19 protein-coding genes are annotated in these 22,380 nt (G+C 73.6%); 3 read left to right on the top strand and 16 right to left on the bottom strand.

Annotation, left to right across the window (positions count from 1 at the left end):
• Nucleotides 1-7 precede the first annotated feature (7 nt).
• From NP048_RS12645 to NP048_RS12580, 14 genes are all read right to left on the bottom strand, one after another.
• Entirely contained in the window at nucleotides 8-1,255 is a 1,248-nt protein-coding gene (locus NP048_RS12645; RefSeq protein WP_227575939.1) for an ABC transporter permease, read from the bottom strand.
• Nucleotides 1,252-1,986: an ABC transporter ATP-binding protein gene (locus NP048_RS12640; RefSeq protein WP_372456785.1), complete on the bottom strand. Its 735-nt coding sequence runs from the start codon at nucleotides 1,984-1,986 to the stop codon at nucleotides 1,252-1,254. The genes NP048_RS12645 and NP048_RS12640 overlap by 4 nt, the downstream gene beginning before the upstream one ends.
• Nucleotides 1,983-3,617, bottom strand: a complete 1,635-nt coding sequence (locus NP048_RS12635) for an efflux RND transporter periplasmic adaptor subunit (protein ID WP_227575938.1) — start codon at nucleotides 3,615-3,617, stop codon at nucleotides 1,983-1,985. The genes NP048_RS12640 and NP048_RS12635 overlap by 4 nt, the downstream gene beginning before the upstream one ends.
• A 28-nt stretch (nucleotides 3,618-3,645) precedes the next feature.
• Nucleotides 3,646-4,623: a hypothetical protein gene (locus NP048_RS12630; protein ID WP_227575937.1), complete on the bottom strand. Its 978-nt coding sequence runs from the start codon at nucleotides 4,621-4,623 to the stop codon at nucleotides 3,646-3,648.
• 202 nt (nucleotides 4,624-4,825) lie between these two features.
• Nucleotides 4,826-6,034: an ABC transporter permease gene (locus tag NP048_RS12625; RefSeq protein ID WP_227575936.1), complete on the bottom strand. Its 1,209-nt coding sequence runs from the start codon at nucleotides 6,032-6,034 to the stop codon at nucleotides 4,826-4,828.
• The gene (locus tag NP048_RS12620) at nucleotides 6,031-6,846 is read right to left on the bottom strand and encodes an ABC transporter ATP-binding protein (protein WP_227575935.1); all 816 of its coding nucleotides are present in this window, start codon (nucleotides 6,844-6,846) and stop codon (nucleotides 6,031-6,033) included. The genes NP048_RS12625 and NP048_RS12620 overlap by 4 nt, the downstream gene beginning before the upstream one ends.
• Nucleotides 6,843-7,865: a permuted SH3 domain-containing protein gene (locus NP048_RS12615; protein WP_227575934.1), complete on the bottom strand. Its 1,023-nt coding sequence runs from the start codon at nucleotides 7,863-7,865 to the stop codon at nucleotides 6,843-6,845. Before NP048_RS12615 ends, NP048_RS12620 begins: the two co-directional genes overlap by 4 nt.
• A 100-nt stretch (nucleotides 7,866-7,965) precedes the next feature.
• Complete coding sequence (locus NP048_RS12610; RefSeq protein WP_227575933.1) at nucleotides 7,966-8,889, bottom strand: hypothetical protein; 924 nt, start codon at nucleotides 8,887-8,889, stop codon at nucleotides 7,966-7,968.
• 16 nt (nucleotides 8,890-8,905) lie between these two features.
• Nucleotides 8,906-10,144 (bottom strand): galactokinase, encoded by a 1,239-nt coding sequence (gene galK, locus NP048_RS12605; protein WP_227575932.1) that lies wholly within the window; start codon nucleotides 10,142-10,144, stop codon nucleotides 8,906-8,908.
• Nucleotides 10,141-11,331 carry a galactose-1-phosphate uridylyltransferase gene (gene galT, locus NP048_RS12600; protein ID WP_227575931.1) on the bottom strand — a complete coding sequence of 397 codons (1,191 nt, stop codon included), beginning with the start codon at nucleotides 11,329-11,331 and terminating at the stop codon, nucleotides 10,141-10,143. Before galT ends, galK begins: the two co-directional genes overlap by 4 nt.
• A 172-nt stretch (nucleotides 11,332-11,503) precedes the next feature.
• A complete protein-coding gene (locus NP048_RS12595; protein WP_227575930.1) occupies nucleotides 11,504-12,967 on the bottom strand; it encodes a glycoside hydrolase family 10 protein in 1,464 nt (487 codons plus the stop codon).
• 256 nt (nucleotides 12,968-13,223) lie between these two features.
• On the bottom strand, nucleotides 13,224-14,390 hold the full coding sequence (locus NP048_RS12590; protein ID WP_227575929.1) for an Mrp/NBP35 family ATP-binding protein: 1,167 nt from the start codon (nucleotides 14,388-14,390) through the stop codon (nucleotides 13,224-13,226).
• A gap of 58 nt (nucleotides 14,391-14,448) precedes the next feature.
• Complete coding sequence (locus NP048_RS12585) at nucleotides 14,449-14,997, bottom strand: DUF1003 domain-containing protein (protein ID WP_227575928.1); 549 nt, start codon at nucleotides 14,995-14,997, stop codon at nucleotides 14,449-14,451.
• Nucleotides 14,990-16,300 (bottom strand): magnesium transporter MgtE N-terminal domain-containing protein, encoded by a 1,311-nt coding sequence (locus NP048_RS12580; protein WP_227575927.1) that lies wholly within the window; start codon nucleotides 16,298-16,300, stop codon nucleotides 14,990-14,992. The genes NP048_RS12585 and NP048_RS12580 overlap by 8 nt, the downstream gene beginning before the upstream one ends.
• A gap of 120 nt (nucleotides 16,301-16,420) precedes the next feature.
• Here NP048_RS12580 and NP048_RS12575 point away from each other — a divergent pair, with 120 nt between their 5' ends.
• Nucleotides 16,421-17,029 carry a YflT domain-containing protein gene (locus NP048_RS12575; RefSeq protein ID WP_227575926.1) on the top strand — a complete coding sequence of 203 codons (609 nt, stop codon included), beginning with the start codon at nucleotides 16,421-16,423 and terminating at the stop codon, nucleotides 17,027-17,029.
• 15 nt (nucleotides 17,030-17,044) lie between these two features.
• On the opposite strand, the gene NP048_RS12570 is transcribed toward NP048_RS12575, so the two are convergent.
• Nucleotides 17,045-18,553: an aminopeptidase P family protein gene (locus tag NP048_RS12570; protein ID WP_227576015.1), complete on the bottom strand. Its 1,509-nt coding sequence runs from the start codon at nucleotides 18,551-18,553 to the stop codon at nucleotides 17,045-17,047.
• A 122-nt stretch (nucleotides 18,554-18,675) separates the two neighbouring features.
• Here NP048_RS12570 and NP048_RS12565 point away from each other — a divergent pair, with 122 nt between their 5' ends.
• Together NP048_RS12565 and NP048_RS12560 are read left to right on the top strand one after the other, a co-directional pair.
• Nucleotides 18,676-19,518, top strand: coding sequence for a PHP domain-containing protein (locus tag NP048_RS12565; RefSeq protein ID WP_227575925.1), 843 nt, complete (start codon nucleotides 18,676-18,678; stop codon nucleotides 19,516-19,518).
• Nucleotides 19,515-20,135, top strand: coding sequence for a MarC family protein (locus NP048_RS12560; protein WP_227575924.1), 621 nt, complete (start codon nucleotides 19,515-19,517; stop codon nucleotides 20,133-20,135). Before NP048_RS12565 ends, NP048_RS12560 begins: the two co-directional genes overlap by 4 nt.
• Nucleotides 20,136-20,320: 185 nt before the next feature.
• Here NP048_RS12560 and NP048_RS12555 read toward each other — a convergent pair whose 3' ends face one another.
• The gene (locus NP048_RS12555) at nucleotides 20,321-22,228 is read right to left on the bottom strand and encodes a DEAD/DEAH box helicase (RefSeq protein ID WP_372456783.1); all 1,908 of its coding nucleotides are present in this window, start codon (nucleotides 22,226-22,228) and stop codon (nucleotides 20,321-20,323) included.
• Nucleotides 22,229-22,380 lie beyond the last annotated feature (152 nt).

Here is a 22,380-nt window from a genome sequence, read left to right as displayed (position 1 = left end):
GCCGTGCTCAGACGCCGCCGCGCAGGGCGGAGATGGGCTCGATCGACGCCGCCTTGAGTGACGGGTAGAGGCCCGCGAGCAGGCCGATGAGCCCTCCGGACAGGGCTGCGACGGCGACCATGCGCAGGTCCAGGATCGGCGTCCAGTCGGACGCCGCCGAGACGATCGCCACGACCGCCACGCCGAGCGCAGCACCGACGAGGCCGCCGAGCATGCCGACGACCACCGACTCGACCATGAACTGGGCGGCGATCTGCCGTCGCGTCGCACCGAGGGCACGGCGCAGACCGATCTCCCCGACCCGTTCGAGCACGGACAGGAGGGTCACGTTGGCGATACCGACGCCACCGATCAGGAGCGCGACTCCACCGAGTGCCAGGAAGATCGCGTTGATGTCCGCCTGGACGTTCTCCCGCACCGACGAGCGTCCCGCCGGCACCTGGACCTTCACCGTCTCCGGGCTGTTCGGGGACAGCGCGGTCGGCAGCTGCGAGCCCACCACCGGCCCGGCGGCGACGCTCAGGTGCAGGTGGAGCTCCTGCGGCGCCGTCAGGCCGTGGTCGGTCCGCGCGGTCCCGTTCGGCATGATCACCGCGGACAGCAGGTCCGTGCGTCGCACCACACCGTCCATGACGCCGATGACCTGGTAGGCACGGTCGCCGATGAAGATCGACGGCTGCCGGTCGACGCGGGTGACGCCGAGGCGACTGGCGGCCTCCGCACCGAGGACCACGACGCGGTCGCCCCGCTCGTCGTGGCCCGCGTCGAAGAAGCGGCCCTGCACGACGTGCCCGTCGAGGGACTCGAGGGCGTGGGCGCTCGTGGCGACGACGGCAGGGCTGGCGAGGCGGGGCGCCGACGGGTCGTGGACGGGCACCGCCGTCACGTCGAGGTCACCCACGTCGACCTCGGAGATCAGCGCCGCTGCCTCGACGCCGTTGAGCCGCTCGGCGCGGTCGGGGGCGTCCCACGGCAGCGTGCCGAGGGGCCGCTCGTTGCCGCCGAAGCCGTCGCTCGTCGCAGGCTTCGCCACGCCCTGGGTCGCGGCGACCGCGTCGAACTGCTTGTTGATCTGCCCGGCGGCGGTCTGCGCGAGGCCGACGGTGACGACGACGGAGGCGATCCCGAGGACGGTCCCCAGGATCGTCAGCACGAGCCGGCCGGGACGAGCCCCGATGCCCGCGGCCGCCTCGGCGAGCAGGTCGGCCGGACCGAACCGGTCCGCGCGCGGCACGTGCTGCGCGACGGCGGTCACGCGATCTCCCGCAGGTGACCGTCGATGATCCGCACGCGCCGCTGGGCACGTGCCGAGACGTCGTCCTCGTGCGTGATGACCAGCAGCGTCAGGCCCCCGGCGTGCAGCTCGTCGAAGAGCTCCAGCACGGCGGCCGAGCTCTCCGAGTCGAGGTTGCCCGTCGGCTCGTCGGCCAGCAGCACGCGGGGCTGGGAGACGACAGCACGCGCGATGGCGGTGCGCTGACGCTCGCCGCCGGACAGCACAGTGGGCCGGAAGTCCATCCGGTGCGTCAGGCCCACGCGGTCGAGCGCCTCCACCGCGCGATCACGTCGCTCGGCGCGTGGCACGCCGCTGTAGATCGTCGCGAGCTGCACGTTCTCCAGCACGGTGCGGTGCGGCAGCAGGTGGAACGCCTGGAACACGAACCCGATGTGCTGCGCCCGCAGGGCGGCCCGCTCCCGCTCGCCCGCGCGCGCGGTCGGGATGCCGTCGAGCAGGTACTCGCCGCCCGACGGGCGGTCGAGCAGCCCGAGCAGGTTCAGCAGCGTCGACTTGCCCGAGCCGGACGGCCCGACGACCGACAGGTATTCGCCGGCCCCGACCTGCAGGTCCGCCGGGTACAGGGCGTGCACGGGCGGTTCCCCGGGGAACTGCCGCTCGGCTGCCCGGAGCTCGACGACCGGAGGTCGTTGCTCCGGGTCGCCCGGCGCGCCCCCCTGCGGCGCATCGAGCAGATCGAGCACGGTCACTCGCCCGCCTCCGTCGGCTCGTCCTTCGCGGGTTCCTCCGCGTCGTCCGTCGCCGCGTCCTCGGCGGTCTCCTCCTCCGTCGAGGCGATGCCGACGACGACGAGGTCGCCCGCCTCCAGCGGCTCCTTCGACCCGGTGATCTCGACGAAGCCCGAGGCTGCCAGGCCCGTCGTGACCTCGACGAGGCGGCTCGTGCCGTCCTCCACGAGCTCGACCCGGCTCTCGCCGCCGGGACCGGCGGTCAGCGCGGCCAGCGGGACAGCGAGCACCTCGCCGTCGGTGGAGCTGACAGGGACGCGCACCCGCACGTTGCTGCCCTGCAGTGCCGCGATCTGCTCCGCCGTGAGCTCCCCGACGGTGAAGACGACCTTGCGGCGGTCACCTGCGGGCTTCTTCTCGGCGGCGGCCTCCCCGGACGCGTCCGCCTCGGCGGCGTCCGGTTCGGTGACCTCGGCCACGGTGACCGGCACGTCGGTGCCGTCCACGCTGATCTGGCCGACCGTTCCGGGCGCCATGAGCTCCGCGTCGGCGCGTGACGCCGACGCCGTGATCTGGACCGTCGCGCCGGAGACGCTCATGAACTTGCTCTGCACGGTCCCGCCGCGCTCGACCGACACGGCGTCGACGCGCCGCGGCAAGGACGGCAGGTACACGATCTCGGTCGCGGGCAGGGGAGTCATCGCGGCGGCCTGCGCCTCACCGAGCGCCTGCCGGGCGGCGGTCAGCCGGTCCTTGGCGGCCCGGATGCTCGCGCGCTCCGCGCTCGTGTCGGGCGCGACGTCCGCCGCAGCCCGTGCGGCACGTGCGGTGGCGAGCTGCGTCTCGGCCTGCACCCGCGCGGGCGGCGTGCAGTCCACGGCCGGCCCCGCCTCCGGGTCGACGGGCTTCGCGCACTGCTCCGCGAGGAACGCGAGCTGCGCCTCCGCGACGCGGACCTGGCCGTCGAGCTCGGTCAACGACGCCCCGGCGGACGACCGCGCGGCGCTCCCCAGCGCGGCCTCGGCCGCGCCGACCTCCGCCTGGGCGGCGGCCACGGACTCCTGGGCGGCCTTCACCGCGCCCTGGGCCTCCTCGCCACCGGTCGGCGGCTCGTACCCGACCTTCTGGTACAGGGCGCGGACACCCGCTGCGGCCGCGGCGTCGTACGTCGCGCCCGCCGGGTCCCCGCCGTCCAGGCCGACGGCGCGCAGCGCGGCCTTCAGCTGCTGGACATCCGGCCCCGACACCCCGGCGCGCAGCGTGCGGTAGGTGGGCAGCTCACCGGGCAGGGCGATGACCGGCCGGCCCACGACCTCGAGGACCACCGACGCGGCCTCGACGGTCGCGCCGACCTCCTTGACCTGGCCGGTGACGACCGCAGGGCCGCCGAGGTCGCCGGTCTCGATCGAGAGCGCGACGGCGTCGTCGTAGCCGACGTCACCGCGCAGCACGACCTCGTTGCCGATGACCCGGCTCTCGACGGGCACCGTGATGGGGCCCGCGGTCGGCGGGGCCGCGTTCGCCGCCGCCTGCCCAGGGGAGACGATGAACCGCGACAGCAGCAGCCCCACCGCCAGACAGACGACCGCGACGACGGCCATGACGCCGATGGTGCGGCGTCCGCCGCTGACGTGGGTGGAGATCCTGCTCACGGTGTCGTCCTCGTCCCAGGCTCCTGCGTCACTTGGCCGGCGTGTGCTTCGCGGCAGCCGCCTCGAGCTGGTCGCCGTACTTCTCCCACAGGCGCTTCTCGAGCGCGAGCTGCGCGACCTTCTCCGCCTCTTCGTAGCCCGAGGCCTCCTTGCACGCGAAGTCCACGGGCGCCAGCGCGAGCTCCTTCTTCTTCAGCTCCTCCAGGGCGGCCTCGTCGACCTCGAACGACGCCTCGGGATCCAGCTCGGCCTCGGGGTCCGCCGGGGCCTCCCACAGGGCGCTCATCTCGTCGTAGATGCTGTTCTGCGCGGCCTGCGGGTCCTCGAAGTCGTAGCCGGCCTCCGCCATGCACGACGACCACTCGGTCAGCGCCTTGCGCACCGCCGGGTCGTCCAGACGCTCCTCGTAGACGGTGTTCATCTCCTCGAACATCGCCTCGAAGGCGGGGTCCTCCCAGAGCTGGCCCTGCTCGTACACCTCGTGCGAGGCCTTGCCCGAGCAGCCGCCGTCCTCCCAGTTGTACTCGACCGCCGCGTCGGGGTCGGCGTCGGGGTCGACCTCGGGCTCCGCGCCGTAGAGGGCCTCGTAGAACGCCGCCTGCTCGCCCTCGGACATCGTGGCGAGGTAGTCGGCGTTGGGGTCGACCCACTCCTCGCCGTCGTCCATGCCCCCGCTGGTCGTCGCGCCGTAGCCGTACTCCTCGGCGTACTCCTTGCTGTTCCACTCCGGCATGTCCTCGTCAGCGGCCATGCCCATGGTCATCGACTCGTCGGCGGTGTACTCGAAGCCCTGCTCGGCCATGCAGGCGGCGATGATCTCGTCCATCTCGCGCTGCTGCTTCGCGGCGTCGTCCTCCTCGTAGGAGCCCCCGACCTTCTCGAAGAACGCGCTGAGCGGGCCGATCTCGTCGTCCGAGGCCGACGACGTGCCGTCGCCGCTGCACCCCGCCAGGACGAGCGCCACGACCGTGGCGGCGAGGACGGGCAGTGCGGGGGAGCGGCGCATCGGCGTGCCTTTCGAGGATGTCGATGACAGAAGTCAGTGCGCCCTCGACCAGGGCGCAGACGCGACGATAGCGAAGCCGCACCCGCCCCGGGTCCGACTTCGGGATGACCCTGTGCTCTCGGCAGGATGAGGTGGGCCGGAGGGTTGGGGTACCCAGGGAGGGTTTTCGACGGAGTCCATCGGCGAACCCGGCGGGCGCTGCTCAGTACCGGATCGCGTCGATGACCTTGACGCGGACCGCGACGGTCGCGGGGATGACCCCGGCGAGGGCGCCGACGCCGGTCGCGCACGCCATCCCCACCAGCGCGGCGGACACCGGGAACGGCGGCCGGTCCTGCAGGCCGCTGCCGAACACGACGTCGATGGGGATGTTCTTGATCACCGCCACCGCGAGCACCACCCCGACGAGGCCGGCCACCGCGGTCGCGACCACGGACTCCATGAGCACGCCGAAGAAGATCCGGCTTGACGTGGCACCGAACGAGCGTCGGATGCCGATCTCGCGGATCCGGTGACGCACGGTCACGAGCGCGATGTTGACGAGCCCCAGGCCACCGAGCAGCAGGGCGAAGCCGCCCACGCCGAACGCCACCCAGCGAGCGGCGCCGTCCATCATCCCGAGACCGCCGCTGCGGTTGTCGTAGGAGTGGACCTCCCACCCGGGCAGCGCGGCGGCCACGTCACGCTCGAGGCGGACCGACAGGTCGGCGGCGGCGTCGGGAGGGACCCACACCTTGAGCGTCGGCACGGGCTGACCCCAGCCCCCCGCCGCGTCGGGTGTGTACCAGCGCGCGAGCTGGTCGTAGAGCACCATCGCCGAGGGTCCCTCATCAGGCCAGGCCCTCGGGGTGACACCCACGATCGTGGCCCGCACCGGGGTCTCGTCCCCGAGCAGGACGGTCGGGCGCGGGTCCAGCCCGGTGAACCCGAGCTGCTCCAGGAACACGTCGTTCACGACGAGGAGGGGCGCGAACGCGTCCGTGTCGGCGTCCGTGAACCACCGGCCCTGGACGACGTCCACGCGCTGCATGGTCCCCAGGTCGGGGTCGACCGCACGGACCTCGGTGGGACGGGTGCCGTCGGGGAAGCGGAACGGCACCTGCGTGTACCAGTCGCGGGTGGCCCAGGTGATGTCGTACCGCTGGAGGGCGAGCTCGTAGGCGGCGTCGAGCTGGGTGGCGGGACCGGCCTGCTCGCTCATCGGGTACGCGTCGATCGCCAACGTGATCTGTCGGCCCATCTGACGCTCGGTCGTCTCGGTGTACGCCTGGGTCAGCATCTGCACGGCCGCCGTGACGGCGGTGATCGCCATCACGGCCGCGGCGACGCCGATCAGCGCGAGCAGGACACGCATCTTGTGCAGCCGCAGCTCGTCCCAGGCCTCGACGAGGGCACCGACCACGCCGGTCACGGCTCGACCCGCGCGGGGACGGGCCGGCTGAGCTCCGGCACCCCGGGGACGCCGCCCGCGACGGCAGGCAGCCGGCCGACACCGGGCAGGGTCGGCACGTCGCCCACCCACTCGTGCCCCGCACCACCGAGGTCGACGGGCACGAGCACGCCGTCGGCCAGCCGGTAGTGCCGCTGCGCGCGCGCGGCCACGGCCAGGTCGTGCGTGATGGTCACCAGAGCGGCGCCGGTGATCGAGGCGATCTCGTCGAGCAGCCCCATGACCTCCTGCCCCGTCTCGACGTCCAGGGCGCCCGTCGGCTCGTCCGCGAGGATGACCCGGGGCCCGCGGACGAGCGCACGCGCGATCGCGACGCGCTGCTGCTCCCCGCCGGACAGCTTCTCGGGCATCGTGTCGAGCCGGTCGCCGAGCCCGACCCGCTCGAGCATCTGCGTCGCGAGCGCGCGGCGCCGCCAGAACTGCCGCCCGGAGGCATACATCAGGGGCGCCGCCACGTTCTCGAGCGCCGTCCGGCCGGGCAGCAGGTTGAACTGCTGGAAGACGAACCCGAAGTCGCGGCCGCGGCGCCGGGTGCGCTCGCCGGCCGACAGGCGCCCGATCGGCACGCCCTCCAGCAGGTACTGGCCGTCGGTGGGTGCGTCGAGCAGCCCGAGGATGTTCAGGAGCGTGGACTTGCCGGTGCCGGAACGGCCCACGACCGCGACGTGCTCACCGGTGTCGACGCTCAGCGTGACGCCCCGCAGGATCTCCAGCAGCCGGTCGTCCGGCAGACGGACCGACCGCGTGACGCCGGTCAGCTCGAGCAGGCTCATCCGCCGCACACCGCCGGGTCGTACGTCGCGGGGTCCTCGCACTCGTCCTTGCCGTCGTCGGGTACCGGGATGAACTCGAGCACCTGGTCCCCGAGCGCGAGGCCCTCGGTGATCTGCACGACCTCGCCGTCCGTCAGCCCGAGCCCGACCTGACGCTGCTCGGGCTCGGCGCCCTCGGACGTCACGACCCACACGTTGCCGCGCTGCACCGTGCCCTGGACCGCCGTGACGGGGACGACGACCGCGTCGGCGGCCGTGCCGTTGACGATCTCGAGGTCGGCACCCAGGCCGGGGAACGCCGTGACGTCGCCGGGCAGGGCGCACACGACCGTGCCCGACGGGGCGGTGCCGCCCTCCTGCTCCGGCTCGGCCGGTGCGGCCGGCTGTGCCGCCGCACCGATCCGCAGCCCGGTGCAGGTGAACGGTGCCGGCCCGCCCTTGAGCGTCACCTGCGCCTCGGTGGGCGCGCCGACGAGCCGGTACTGCTGGTCGGGCGTCAGGTTTCCCGAGACCGACAGCGTGCCGGGGGAGACCTGGCCGACCGTGTCACCCACGGAGAGGATCTGGTCCTTGAGGGTCGGCAGGCTCAGCGTCCCGGCGACGGGGGCCTTCACGGTCTCGACCACGACCTTCGGCTTGCGCTCGGTCACCGTGACCTCACCGGTCTCCGGATCGGTCTTCGTCAGGGGGTCCTGCGGCGTCTCCTGCCGGATCTCCAGGACGGGCGTGCCCACCTCGACACGGGCCCCGTTCTCGACCAACAGCTTCGACACGGTGCCTGCGAGCGTCGCGCGCACCGGGACGGCGGGGTCCGCGACGACGGACGCACGGACCGTGACGGCGTTCGTGATCGTCGCCGCCGTGACCTCGACCGTGGGCTCGACGACCTGCCCGGTCGGGACCGCGCCGCCGGCGTCGACGCTCATGTCGGCACCCGCGAACGCGATGCGGACGAGCGCGACCGCGATGACGGCCCAGATCAGGATCCGCAGTGCGGGAAAGACGTAACGACGGACCACTGCGCCTGCTCCTCGTGTCGATGGCGCCGGCGCGGGTCGCGCGGTGCGGTGCGGTTCGGTCTGACGACGGCAGGCTAGCGCCGCGCGCGGCGGCGCCGCGTCAACCCCCGGTCGTACCTGTGCTCGTGGGGTCCGGCCACGTCAGCGCCCACGCGTCCAGCTCCGCGCGGTGCTCCTCGACGTACGCGACCTGGGCGTCGCGCACGGCCGCGGCGAGCCGCCGGGGCAGCTCCGAGACGTCCTCGCACCGTCGCGACGCCGTCGCGACGGTGCGCTCCAGCTCCAGCAGCCCCGTGCGGGTCGGCTCGGGAACCGTCCCGGGGCCGTTCCGCTCGGCTTCCTGCACGCGCTCCGTCACGTCGCGCACGGCGGCGTCGGGTGAGTCGTACCCCGGGACGCCCTCGTCGGCCATGCAGGTGCGCCAGGCGTCCCGGGCGGTGACCACCGCGGCCGCCGCGCGGGCATCCTCCTCGAGGCGCGCCGCCTCCTCGACGTGGTGGAGGTACGTCTCGTCGCTCCAGGCGTCGGCCGGGTCCGGGGCTCGCGCGAGGCACCCGTCCTGCGGTGCGTCGGGTGGGCCGTGCAGCGCGAGGAGGTACGCGGTCCGCTCCGCCGCGCTCATCTCCGCCACGAGATCGGCGTTCGGGTCGGTGGCGCCCTCCAGGTCCGGCCCGGACGCGCTGCCGTCGACCAGCCCGTACCCGTGCTCCTGCGCCCACTGCGCGGTGCTGCGCTCCGGGGGGACGGTCGCGGTCGTCACCGACCACGCATCGACGAAGGGGGCGTGGTCGAACCCCTGCGCGTGCATGCAGGCGGCCACCGCCTCGGCACCGGCGACGCGCTCACGTTCGGCCTGCGCGAGCACCCGCGCGGCGAACTCCGACGTGTAGTCCGTCAACGGGCCCGCGGTCGCCGGCTCGTCGTGGCTCGGCCCGGACGAGCACGCACCGAGGACCGCGGCGGCGGCGACGACGCGGGTCAGCGTGGCAGCGAGCCTTCGCACCGACGCCCGTCGTCCCGACACGCGCCGCAGCCTAGCGTCAGCCTGCGGGTGGTCCGGCGACTGCCACGGCGAACGCGGGTGCGGCGAGCCCGCGGGCGGCGAAGGCGCCGGTGACGGCGGTGGCGACGTGCTGGACGGTGTGCGCCTCGACCAGGGCGATCGCCGACCCGCCGAACCCGCCGCCGGTCATGCGCGCGCCCAGCGCGCCGGCGGCGCGCGCGGCCTCCACGGCCAGGTCCAGCTCGGCGCAGGAGACCTCGTAGTCGTCGCGCAACGACGTGTGGGACGCGTCCATGAGCGGGCCCACGGCCGCCACGTCGCCGGTGGCCAGCACGTCGACGAACGCCTGCACCCGTGCGATCTCGGAGGTCACGTGCCGCACGCGTCGGACGAGCACGTCACCGTCCGGCTCCCCGGCGAGCGACGCGAGCGCGGGGCCGTCTCCGTGCGGGTCGTCGGCGACGTCCCGCAGCGACGCGACCCCCAGACGTCGTGCTGCTCCCTCGCACGCCGCCCGACGCTGCGCGTACTCGCCGTCGACGTGCGAGTGCGCGGCGCGCGTGTCGACGACCAGCAGTGCCAGGCCGTGCGTCGCGAGGTCGAACGGGACGTGGCGCGCGGACCCGTCGCGGCAGTCGAGCAGCAGCGCGTGGCCTGCGCGGGCGCGCAGCGACGCCGCCTGGTCCATGCCGCCCGTCGGTGCGCCGGCGATCTCGTTCTCGGCCCGCACGCACACGTCGGCCAGGACCGCGCGGCTCGCGTCGTGCGTCGGTGCGCCGGCAGGGTCGACGTCACCGGCCAGCTCCAGGCCGTGCAGCGCGTCGAGGGCGACGGCGACGGACGCCTCCAGCGCCGCCGACGACGACAGGCCCGCGCCGGACGGCACGCACGAGTCGATCGCGACGTCGAAGCCGCCCACGTCGTGCCCGGCCGCGCGCAGCGCCCACGCGACCCCCGCGACGTACGCCGCCCAGCCGCCCACCGTCCCGGGCGCGACGTCAGCCAGCCGCACCTCGCGCACCTCGGAGCGTTCCTGCGCGGACACGAGTCGCACGACGTCGTCGTCGCGACGGGCGAGGGCGGCGTAGGTGCGGTGGGGCAGCGCGATCGGCAGGGCGAGACCGCCGTTGTAGTCCGTGTGCTCGCCGATGAGGTTGACGCGGCCGGGGGCCGACCGGACGACCTGGGGCGCTGACCCGTATGTCGCCGCGAACAGGTCGCGGACCCGCCGGGTGCCGTCCGCGCGCCCCCATGCCTCGGTCCACACGGCGGTCATGCGAGCTCCTGCAGCCGCCGGGCGATGCGCTCGGGCGTGGTGTCCGAGATCCAGGACGCCATCGCGGACTCCACGCCCGCGAGGTACTTGAGCCTGCCCGGTGCGCGCAGGACCGAGAAGAGCTGCAGGTGCAGCCGTGACACGTCCCGTCCCTCGCGCACGGGCGCCTGGTGCCAGCCGCTGACGTACGGCAGGGGGATCGCGGCGCCGTCGCCGTCGACGAAGAACTGGTCCAGGCGGCGCAGCAGGGTGAGGTAGGCGGTCGCGAGGTCGGCCTTCTCGGCGTCCGTCAGCGCCGGGAGGTCCGGCACGTCGCGGCGCGGAGCGAGGTGCACCTCGACGGGCCAGCGCGCCGCGTACGGCACGTAGGCCACCCAGTGCTCCGACTCGAGGACCACCCGCTCGCGGTGCCGGAGCTCGGCGTCGAGCACGTCCCGCAGCAGCACGCGCCCCGTCCTGGTCCGGTGGGCGCGCGCCTGCTCCAGCATCGTCCGCGTCCGCGGGGTCACGTAGGGGAACGCGTAGATCTGCCCGTGCGGGTGGTGGAGCGTCACCCCGATCTCCTTGCCCCGGTTCTCGAAGCAGAACACCTGCTCGACGCCGGGGAGCAGCGACAGCTCGCGCGTGCGGTCCGTCCAGGCCTCGATGACGGTGCGCATGCGCCGCGGGCTGACGGTGGCGAGCGACGCCGTGGGATCGGACGAGAAGCAGATGACCTCGCAGCGTCCGACCGCGGGGCGCCGCTGCCACAGCGGCTCGCCGTCGACGAGCTCGGTCGTGGGCTCGGCCCCCGGGACGTCCAGCAGCGAGGGGAACCGGTTCTCGAACACCACGACGTCGTAGTCGGTGTCCGGGACCTCGCCGTCCTGGTACGCCGCGCCGGGCTTCGCGGGCGCCAGCGGGTTCGCGTCCGCGGGCGGCAGGAACGTGCGGTTCATGCGGTGCGCGGCCATCGGGACCCACTCGCCGGTCAGTGGGTCGAGCCGGAGCTCGGGGCCGGTGACGGCGTGTGCGACGCCGTGCGCGTCGACCACGGGGGCGAAGCGGTCGGGCAGGGGGCGCGGGTCGTCGAGCCGACGCGTCGCCGCGCCCGAGACGTAGGGCTCGGAGTCGTCGTAGTAGATCAGCTCGCGGCCGTCGGCCAGGTGGGTGGACGTGCGACGCACGTGACTGGGGGACGCGAGCACGGCGACAGTATCCACCAGCGGTCGGCGCGACCTGCACCGTCGTCGACGGGCGCTGGACGAGCACAGCGGGTCCTGGACGAGCACAGCGGGCGTGGTGCCGTGTGGCACCACGCCCGCTGTGTCACTGCGACCGGCCCGTCGGGGCGCCGATCAGCCGTGGACGATCAGGTCGTCACGACGCTGCGCAGCTCACGGACGGCCACGTCCAGTTGCCGCCGTGCTGGACCGTGAACCCGAAGGACGCGGTCTGCCCGTTCGACAGCGCACCGCCGCCGTTCGGACGCATCACCATGACGTTGGCCGAGGGCCACGTCGGTGACCCGCTCCAGGTCGCGATGATCCGCTGCGGGTTCTGCAGCGTGACCGTGGAGGTCCAGCTTCTGATGTTGCCGTTGGCGCGGATCGTCACGACCCCGTTGAAGCGGTCGTTCCACTTCTCGCCCTCGGAGTACGTCGCCGTGCAGCTGCCGGTGCCGCCGCCGTTGCCCGGGTCCTGCGTCGGCTGCTGCGTCGGCTGCTGCGTCGGCTGCTGCGTCGGCTGCTGGGTGGGCTGCTGCGTCGGCTGCTGGCCACCGTTCTGACCGCCCGGGGTGGCGCGCACGGTGCCGCTCGCCTGGTTGAGGGCGTCGAGCGAGTAGTTGTACGCCGCCTTCTTGTTGCCGCTGCCGTCGAACAGCAGCGGGGTGCCCGAGGAGCGCCACGACTCGCTGTCACGCACGCCCCACACGGTGATGCCGGTGCAGCGTGCGACCGAGAGGCAGGCCTGGTGCACGCCGCGGAACTGCTCGGCCTGGCTGGTGCCGGAGCCCTCGATGTCGAGCTCGGTGATCTGCACGTCGACACCCAGTGCGGCGAAGTTGCCGAGCGTGGTGTGGTAGTTCGACGGGACCGGGTTGCCCGAGTTGAAGTGCGCCTGGAAGCCGACGCAGTCGATCGGCACGCCGCGGGCCTTGAAGTCCTTGACCATGTTGTAGACGCCCTGGGTCTTGGCGTGGGACCAGTCGTCGGTGTTGTAGTCGTTGTAGCAGAGCTTGGCGCCGGGGTCCGCGGCGCGGGCTGCGCGGAACGCGGCCTCGATCCAGTCGCCGCCGGTGCCCTGCAGGTTCGAGTTGCGCCGGGCGCCGGAGTTGCCGTCGGCGAAGGCCTCGTTGACGACGTCCCAGCTGTGGATCTTGCCCTTGTAGTGCGTGGCGACCTGCGTGACGTGGTTGAGCATCGCGTTGCGCAGGGACTGGCCGGACATGTTCTGCATCCAGCCGGGCTGCTGGGAGTGCCACGCCAGGGCGTGCCCGCGGACCTGCTTGCCGTTCTGCAGCGCCCAGTTCACGATCCGGTCGCCGTTGGTGTAGTTGAACTGGTTCTGGTTCGGCTCCGTCGCGTCCATCTTCATCTCGTTCTCAGCCGTGATCATGTTGAACTCACGCTGCAAGATGCCGGTGATCTGGGAGTTGTTCAGGTAGCTGCCGGCCATGGCGGCGCCGTAGTACCGGTTGGACTCAGCGGCGGCTGCCTGCAGCGTGCTACCTGCGGCCGCGGCCGGCAGTGCCAGCGGCACGGCCATGCCCACGGCCATGGCCGCCACGGCGACGGCGCTGACAGCGCGCGCTCGACGGCGGCGGTGACGTGTGATCGTCATCGATCCCTCCTCAAGGGTGGTGAGCCGGGGGAAGCCGGCAGGACACGGTCCCGTCCGTCCAGGTTTAACGTCAATGCGCCAGGGCGGGTTTCGGGAGGTTTCGATGCGCTCGTAATCGTTTAGGCGCTGGCCGACGACGCCGGAGGGGGCGATGTATCGATAAACAGACGCCGTCCTGTGATCTGGATCACAGGACGGCGTGGTGGTGCGGTGGGAGCGTGACCGCAGCCCTCCGAAATTATCGGAAAGGACCCCGTCAGCGGGTGACGGGGGAGAGGTCCAACGATCGGCCCGCCAGGTTGCGCGGACGTGCCGCCAGCGTGCTCGCCACGGCACGCAGCGCGACGGCGGCCGGCGACGCCGGCGCCGCGAGCACGACCGGTGTGCCGCCGTCGCTCGCCTCCCGCAGCTCGACGTCGAGCGGCACCTGACCCAGGAGAGGGACGTCGGCACCCGTCAGGCGCGTCAGGTTCTCCGCGACGCGGCGCCCGCCACCAGCCCCGAACAGCTCGAGCCGCGACCCGTCCGGCTGCTCGAGCCACGCCATGTTCTCGACGACACCCACGACGCGCTGACGCGTCTGCGCCGCCACCGCGCCCGCGCGCTCGGCGACCTCCGCCGCCGCCACCTGCGGCGTCGTGACGACCACGATCTCGGAGCCCGGCAGCAGCTGGGCCACCGAGATCGCGATGTCCCCGGTCCCCGGCGGCAGGTCCAGCAGCAGGACGTCGAGGTCGCCCCAGAACACGTCGGCCAGGAACTGCTGCAGCGCCCGGTGCAGCATCGGGCCGCGCCACACCACCGGCTGACCCGCCGGCACGAACATGCCGATGGAGACGACCTTCACGTCGTGCGCGACCGGCGGCAGGAGCATGTCGTCGACCTTGGTCGGCGCCCGGTCGACCCCCAGCATGCGGGGGATCGAGAAGCCGTAGATGTCCGCGTCCACGACGCCGACGCGCAACCCGTCGGCGGCCATCGCCACCGCGAGGTTCGCCGTCACGGTCGACTTGCCCACGCCACCCTTGCCGGACGCCACGGCGATCACCTTGGTCAACGACCCCGGCAGCGCGAAGGGGATCTGCGGCTCCGCGTCGGTGCCACGCAGCATCGTGCGCAGGGCGGCGCGCTGCTCGGCCGACATGACGCCGAGGTCGACGCGGACGCCGGCGACACCGTCGAGCGGCGCCACCGCCGCCGTGATGTCCCGCGTCAGGGTCTCCTTCATCGGGCAGCCCGGCGTCGTCAGGTCGAGCCCCACGACCACGAACGACCCGGCGTCACGCGGCTCGAGCGACACCGAGCGCACCATCCCGAGGTCGGTGATCGGGCGGCGGATCTCCGGGTCCTGCACGGTGCTCAGCGCCGTGCGGACGGCCTCGAGCAGCGGATCGACGGGGGCGGGGGTCTCGACGGGCGGCACCCGACCATCGTAGGTCGCCGCGACGGCGACGCCGCGGGCCATCCCAGCGGCGCCGGCGTCAGCGCTCGACGGCCCCTCGTCGGGTCCCGTCGGGTGACGGCCGTGCGCCAGGCGCCCCGTCCTCGTCGTCCGCCTGCTCGGCCTGCAGGTCCTCGAGCAGGTTGCGCAGCTCGGAGCGGACGAAGTCGCGGGTCGCCACCTCCGACAGCGCGATGCGCAGCGACGCCATCTCGCGGGCCAGGAACTCCGTGTCGGCGAGGTTCCGCTCGGCGCGCTGACGGTCCTGCTCGGCGGCCACCCGGTCCCGGTCCGCCTGCCGGCTCTGGGCGAGCAGGATCAGCGGGGCGGCGTACGAGGCCTGCAGGGACAGCATGAGGGTGAGGGCGGTGAAGCCGTTCGCGGACTTGTCGAACCGCAGCTCGACGGGCCCCCACGCGTTCCACGCCAGCCACACGACGCAGAAGACCGTGAGCCACACGATGAACCGCGGCGTGCCCAGGAAGCGGGCGATGGACTCGGACACCCGGCCCGACGCGTCCGCCTCCACCTGCATGCGGGGCAGCAGCGAGCGCCCCCGGGTACGGGGCTGGTCGAGGCGGTCAGCCACGGTCACCCCCGTGGGGCGCGCGGACGAGCGGCGTGGGTCGTGTCGGCGGGCCGGCGTGCACGTCGTCCGTCTCGCGCCAGTCGTCGGGCAGCAGGTGGTCCAGGACGTCGTCGACCGACACGGCACCCAGCAGGCGCCGCTGCTCGTCGACCACCGGCAGGGCCAGCAGGTTGTACGTCGCGAGCTGGCGGGTCACCGTCAGCAGCGGGGCATCGACCGCGACCGGCTCGAGGTCGGTGTCGACGATCTGCCCGATCGCCTCGTGCGGCGGCTCCCGCAGCATCCGCTGCAGGTGGACGATGCCGATGTACCGCCCCGTCGGCGTCTCCAGCGGGGGGCGCGCAACGAACACCACGGACGCGAGCGCCGGGTTGAGGTCCTGACGGCGGACGTGCGCGAGCGCGGCCGCGATCGACGTCTCCGGGCCCAGGATCACCGGCTCCGTCGTCATCAGGCCGCCGGCCGTGTTGTCCGCGTACGCCAGGAGCCGGCGCACGTCCTTGGCCTCGTCGGGCTCCATGAGGGAGAGGAGCTCGGCGGCCTGCTCGGCGGTCAGCTCACCCAGCAGGTCCGCGGCGTCGTCCGGCTGCATCGCCTCCAGGACGTCGGCCGCGCGCCCACGCTCCAGGCCGCCGAGGATCTCGACCTGGTCGTCCTCGGGCAGCTCCTCGAGCACGTCGGCGAGGCGTTCGTCGTCGAGCGCGGTCGCGACCTGGAGGCGGCGCGTGACCCCCATGTCGTGCAGGACGTCGGCCAGGTCGGCCGGCTTGAGGTCCTCGTACTGGGCGAGCAGCAGCTGCGCGCCCTGCGCCGCGGTCGGCAGGCTCAGGCCCCGGACGTCCTCGACCGACACCAGCAGCGTCTCGCCACGTCGCCGCAGCAGCCCTCCGCGCTGGTCGGTGCGTCGCACGAACACCTTGGTGACGAGCCAGTCGCCGTTGCGCTGCAGCTCGATCGCCACGTCCTCGACACGCGCGCTGCCGGAGCCGTCCGCGAGCTCGACCGTCCGGTCCAGCAGCTCGCCCATCACGAGCGTCTCGGACACCCGCTGCTCGAAGCGCCGCATGTTGACCAGGCCCGTCGAGATGACCTGGCCGGCGTCGACGGCCGTCACCCTCGTCAGCGGCAGGAACACGCGTCGTCGGCCGGGGACCTCGACCACGAGGCCCACCGCGCGGGGCGCACCCTTGAGGCGCACGAGCACGACGACGTCACGCACCCTGCCGACCTCGTCGCCGATGGGGTCGAAGACGGCGGTGCCGGCGAGGCGCGCGACGAACACCCTGGCCCCGACGCTGCTCACGCCGGTCAGCCTAGACGGCGGTCGGCGGCGCGGCTCGGTGCGAATCGCGGGAGAGGGTGGTCCCGCGGGCGGGCGGCACCCAGCCTGGCGGTGTCCCGTGCGGTGCGGGAGGATCAGGCCATGTCGTTCAAGCAGTCCGAGCGGATCCCGACGACCCCCACGCTGCCGACGGGGGAGACGGTCGCGACGTACGGCACCTACCTGCAGGCGCAGAAGGCGGTCGAGCTCCTCGCCGAGCAGCAGTTCCCCGTGCGTTCCGTGACGATCGTCGGCACGGACCTGCGGATGGTGGAGCGGGTGCTGCGGCGGCTGTCCTACCCGAGCGCCGCGCTCGGCGGGTTCCTGTCCGGCGCCTGGTTCGGGCTCTTCGTGGGACTGATCCTCACGATGTTCTCGTCCGGCGGGGCGGGCATCATGCTGCCCACCGTGCTGTTCGGCGGCGCGTTCGGGCTGCTCTTCTCCGTCATCGGGTACTCCCTGACCCGCGGACGGCGCGACTTCGCGTCGTCCAGCCAGATCGTCGCGACGTCCTACTCGGTGCTCTGCCTGGCCGAGCACGCCAACAAGGCGCGCCACCTCCTCGCGGAGACCGGCGGCGTCGTGTCGGGCTGGCCCGAGCCGGTCCGGCCCGCGCCCCCCGAGCAGCCGACGCCCCCCGAGCAGCCGACGCCCCCCGCCCCGCCGACGCCCCCCGCCCCGCCGACGCCCCCCGCCCCGCCGACCCTCTGAGGCCGACGGCGCGGATCAGCCCTCGCGCAGCGCTGCCATCCAGGCCTCGACCGCGTCGGGGTCCCGCGGCAGCGCGGCCGACAGGTTCTCGTTGCCGTCGGCCGTCATCAGGACGTCGTCCTCGATGCGCACGCCGATGCCCCGGTACTCGGCCGGGACCAGCAGGTCGTCCGACTTGAAGTACAGGCCGGGCTCGATCGTGAACACCATGCCGGGCTGCAGCACACCGTCCAGGTACAGCTCAGCGCGGGCCTGCGCGCAGTCGTGCACGTCCAGGCCCAGGTGGTGCGACGTGCCGTGGACCATCCAGCGCCGGTGGTGCTGGTTGTCCGGCGCGAGGGACTCCTCGGCCGTGACCGGCAGCAGGCCCCACTCCTCGAGCCGCGCCGCCAGGACGCGCATCGCGGCGTCGTGCACGTCGCGGAACCGTGCGCCGGGGACCGCCGCGGCGAAGCCCGCGTCGGCGGCGTCGAGCACCGCCTGGTAGACGCGGCGCTGGACGTCGGTGAACGTGCCGTCGACGGGCAGCGTGCGCGTCACGTCGGCGGTGTACAGGGAGTCGACCTCCACGCCCGCGTCGACCAGCACGAGCTCGCCCGGTCGGACCTGCCCGTCGTTGTCGGTCCAGTGCAACGTCGTGGCGTGCTCGCCGGCCGCCGCGATCGTGGTGTAGCCGACGTCGTTGCCCTCCTCGCGCGCGTGGCCGATGAACGTCCCCTCGACGACACGCTCACCGCGCCGGTGCCCGACAGCACGCGGCAACGCGCGCACGACCTTCTCGAACCCGGCGATCGTCGCGTCCACCGCGAGCCGCATCTGTTCGACCTCGTACGCGTCCTTCAGCAGCCGCAGCTCGGAGAGCGCCTCCGCGAGCCGCGCGTCGGCCTCACCGGACTCCTCCTCGCCGCGGATCTGCGCGACGACCTCCTCGACCGCGAGGTCCGCACCCGGGACCACGAGGACCTGCACCCCGCCCTCGCCGACGTCCTTCGCGAGCGCGTCGCGCAGGTCCGCCACGTGCGCCGTGGTGATCCCGGTCGTCGTCGCGACCTCGTCGAGCGTGGGGCGCGCGCCGACCCAGAACTCGCCGTAGCGCGCGTCGGAGAAGAACTCGGGGGTGTCGCGGCCCGCGAGGGGGTTCATGTACAGCACCGCCCGGTGCGCGCTGCCGTCGTCGCCCGTGCCGTCGGCCACCGGGTGCAGCACCAGGACGGCGTCGGGCTCCTGCTCCGTGCCGAGGCCCGTGAGGTGCGCGAACGCGGCGTGCGGTCGGAACCGGAAGTCGGTGTCGTTGGAGCGGACCTTGAACGAACCGGCCGGGACGACGAGCCGCACCCCGGGGAACTGGGCCGACAGCGCGCTGCGGCGCTCCGCGGTCCGGTCCGCCACGGCGGCGCGCACGGCCGTCGACGCAGGGCGCTCGCCCCATCCCGACGTCACGAACTCCACGAACCGGCGCGACTGCGGGCGGTGCGACCGATTCGATCCGCGCTCCTCGAGTGGCTGCTCGTCGCCCTCGGCCACGGCCGGGCTCCCGGTCTCGGAGGTGAGGTTCTGGAGGTCGTCGTCGGTGCTCACCGCTCCAGTCTGGCACCGACTGCACACCCGGGGGCAGGGCGGTGGTGCGGAGCGGATAGCGTGAGCGGGTGCGCATCGACCTCCACACGCACTCCCGCGCGTCGGACGGCACGCAGACTCCCGCCGAGCTCGTCACCGCCGCGCGTGCTGCGGGCCTCGACGTGGTCGCGCTGACCGACCACGACACGACGGCCGGCTGGGGCGAGGCAGCGGCCGCCGCACGCGAGGTCGGGATCGCGCTCGTGCGCGGCACCGAGGTCTCGGCACGTGCCCGCGGCGTCAGCGTCCACCTGCTGAGCTACCTGCAGGACCCCGAGCACCCCGCGCTCGCCGACGAGCTCGCGCGCGCCCGTGAGTCCCGTGTCCACCGTGCACGGCACATCGTCGAGCGGCTCGCGCGGGACGTGCCGATCACCTGGCAGGACGTGCTCGACCAGGCCCGCGACGCGGTCGTCGTCGGACGCCCCCACATCGCGGACGCCCTGGTGGCGCGCGGCGTCGTCCCGGACCGGGACGCGGCCTTCGCCCACCTGCTGGCGTCGAACGGCCCGTACCACGTCGACCACTACGCGCCCGAGGCCCCGGTCGCCGTCGCTGCCATCCGCGCGTCCGGGGGCGTCCCGGTGTTCGCGCACCCAGCCGCCGACGCACGCGGCCGGATCGTCCCGGACCGGGTGTTCGACGAGCTCGCGGACGCCGGCCTGGCCGGGCTCGAGGTCTACCACCGCGATCACTCTGCCGCGCAGCGTGAGCGGCTGCTGGCGATCGCGGACCGGCTCGACCTGCTGGTCACGGGCTCGAGCGACTACCACGGGACCGGCAAGCTGAACCTTCTGGGGGAGAACCTGACCGCCCCGGACGTGCTCGACGAGATCGTCCGTCAGGGGACGACGGAAGTGGTGACGGCGTGAGCAACGCCCTGGACGTCCAGCTGTTCCTCTCGGTCTTCGTGACCCTGTTCGTCATCATGGACCCCCCGGGGACGGTCCCGCTGTTCCTGGCGCTGACCGGGTCCATGACCCGTCACCAGCGGGCGCGCGCCGCCCGGCAGGCCATCCTCGTCGCGTTCGGGGTCATCGTCGGCTTCGCGCTCTTCGGCCAGTCGCTCCTCAACTACCTGCACGTGTCCGTCCAGGCGCTGCAGGGTGCGGGAGGTCTGCTGCTGCTGCTCGTCGCGATGGAGCTGCTCACCGGCAAGATGGACAGCAGCGAGGGCTACGAGGGCACGCAGGGGAACGTCGCGCTCGTGCCGCTGGGCACCCCCCTGCTCGCGGGACCGGGCGCGATCGTCGCGACCATGGTCTACGTCCAGCAGTCCACCGAGCCCTCCGACTGGGTGGCCCTGGCCCTCGGCGTCGTCCTGGTACACGTGTGCCTGTGGCTGTCCATGCGGTTCGCGGGCGCGATCCACCGCATCCTGAAGGACTCCGGGACGATGCTCGTCAGCCGCATCGCCGGCCTGCTGCTCGCCGCGATCGCGGTGCAGCTGCTCGCCGACGCCGTGCTGGCCTTCGCGCGCGAGATCTGACGCCGCGGCACCACGGCGGTGCGGACGCCCCGCCCGGGCTCTGTCGCCGGGTGGTGGGTGACTGGATCGCACCCTCGCCGGGGTGGTGGGGTGCCGGATCGCGCTCTCGCGCGGGTGGGGGGTGGGGGTGGAAAGGGATCGCCCCCTCACCTGGTGGTGAGAGGGCGATCCAGCGTCGCGGTGGGTCAGGCGTCCGAGCCGGCGGGTGCGGCGGCGTCGGACGGGGCGCCGGCGGCGCCACCGCGCGAGCGGCGACGGCGACGGCGACGGGGCGTGCCGTCGGACTCCCCGCCCGCGGGGGCGTCGGCACCCGGTGCCTCGGCGGACACCGGCTGCTCCGCGCGCGACGCACCCTGCTCGGTACGTGCGGCGCCGTCCCCACCTGCGCGGCCGCGGCCACCGCGGCGACGGCGACGGCCCTCGCCCTCGGCGTCGGAGGTCGCGGTGCTGGAGGGTGCGGTGCCGGAGGTCGCGGTGCCGGAGGTCGCGGTGCCGGAGGTCGCCGTGGCGGAGGGTGCCGTGCCGGAGGGGGCGGCGTCGGCCCCACGGGTACGCGCGCCGCTGTCGCGCGCACCCCCGCGGCCGCCGTCGCGCGATCCCTCGCGGCGTCCGCCGCCGGACCGCTCGTCGGAGCGCGCGGGACGTGCTCCGCCGCCGCGCTTGCCGGTCTCGCCCAGGTCCTCGAGGACCTCGGCGTCGAGGCCGGCACGGGTCTGCTGCGACTTCGGCAGCCGGCCCTTGGTGCCCTCGGGGATGTCGAGGTCCGCGTAGACGTGCGGCGACGAGGAGTACGTCTCGACGGGGGCCGGGATGCCCAGGCCGAGCGCCTTGTCGATCAGGCCCCAGCGCGGCAGGTCGTCCCAGTCCACGAACGTGACGGCGGTGCCCTTGTTGCCCGCGCGGCCGGTGCGGCCGGTGCGGTGCAGGTACGTCTTCTCGTCCTCGGGGCACTGGTAGTTGATGACGTGCGTGACGTCCTCGACGTCGATGCCGCGGGCCGCGACGTCGGTGGCGACGAGCACGTCGACCTTGCCGTGGCGGAAAGCGCGCAGCGCCTGCTCACGCGCGCCCTGACCCAGGTCGCCGTGGATCGCGCCGGCGGCGAACCCGCGCTCGACCAGGTCGTCCGCGACCTTCGCGGCGGTGCGCTTGGTGCGCGCGAAGACGATGGTCAGCCCGCGGCCCCGTGCCTGCAGGATGCGCGCGAGCAGCTCGACCTTGTCCAGCGCGTGCGCTCGGTACGCGACCTGCTTGATGTTCTTGACCGTCTGGCCCTCGTCGTCCGGGGCGGACGCCCGGATGTGCGTGGGCTGCGACATGTATCGGCGGGCCATCGCGACGACTGCGCCCGGCATGGTCGCCGAGAACAGCATGGTGTGGCGGTTCGCGGGGGTCGCGGCGAGCAGCTTCTCGACGTCGGGCAGGAAGCCGAGGTCGAGCATCTCGTCGGCCTCGTCGAGCACGACCTCGGTGGCGTGGTTCAGGCGGAGGTGACGCTGGTTCAGCAGGTCGATCATGCGGCCCGGCGTGCCGACGACGACGTCGGCTCCGCGCTTGAGCGCCTCGACCTGCGGCTCGTACGCGCGCCCGCCGTACACCTGCACGATGCGGACCTTGCGGCCGGTCGACGCCATGGCGAGGTCGCCCGCGACCTGGACGGCGAGCTCACGCGTCGGCACCACGACCAGCGCCTGCGGCTCACCGGGCGCCGCGAGCCGCTCGTAGCCCTCCTCGCCCGGTGCGATGACGCGGTGCAGCAGCGGGACGCCGAAGCCGAGGGTCTTGCCGGTGCCCGTCTTGGCCTGGCCGATGATGTCGTGGCCCGCCAGCGCGACCGGCAGGGTCATCGCCTGGATGGGGAACGGCTGCGAGATCCCTGCCGCGGCGAGCGCGGCCACGATCTCCGGCCGGACGTCGAAGTCCGCGAACGAGGCGTCGACGGCCTGCACCGAGGCGGCGCGGCGCGAACCGGTCGGCGACTCGGTCGGGACGGCGTCGGCGGCGGTACGGATGATGTCGGAGGTGTCGAGGACGGGGGTGTCGACGGCGGCGTCGGTGCGCGGCTCCTGGTCGACGGTCTGGTCGGTGGTCACGTGCGGCTCTTCACTGCCAGGGTGGCGGCTCACGGTGCGCGCCAGGGGCCGGCGGCGCGGCGTGCGCTCGTCCGCCCCGGGCGACAGCGGGCTGCGCCACGCGGGTTGGCCGGCAGCCGATCGTAGAAGTCACCCCGCGCGGCGCACCCTGC

Origin of the sequence: Cellulomonas xiejunii (genome assembly GCF_024508315.1) — a bacterium.
GTDB classification, from domain to species: Bacteria; Actinomycetota; Actinomycetes; order Actinomycetales; family Cellulomonadaceae; genus Cellulomonas; species Cellulomonas xiejunii.
This window is presented reverse-complemented; position numbering and strand designations above follow the sequence as displayed.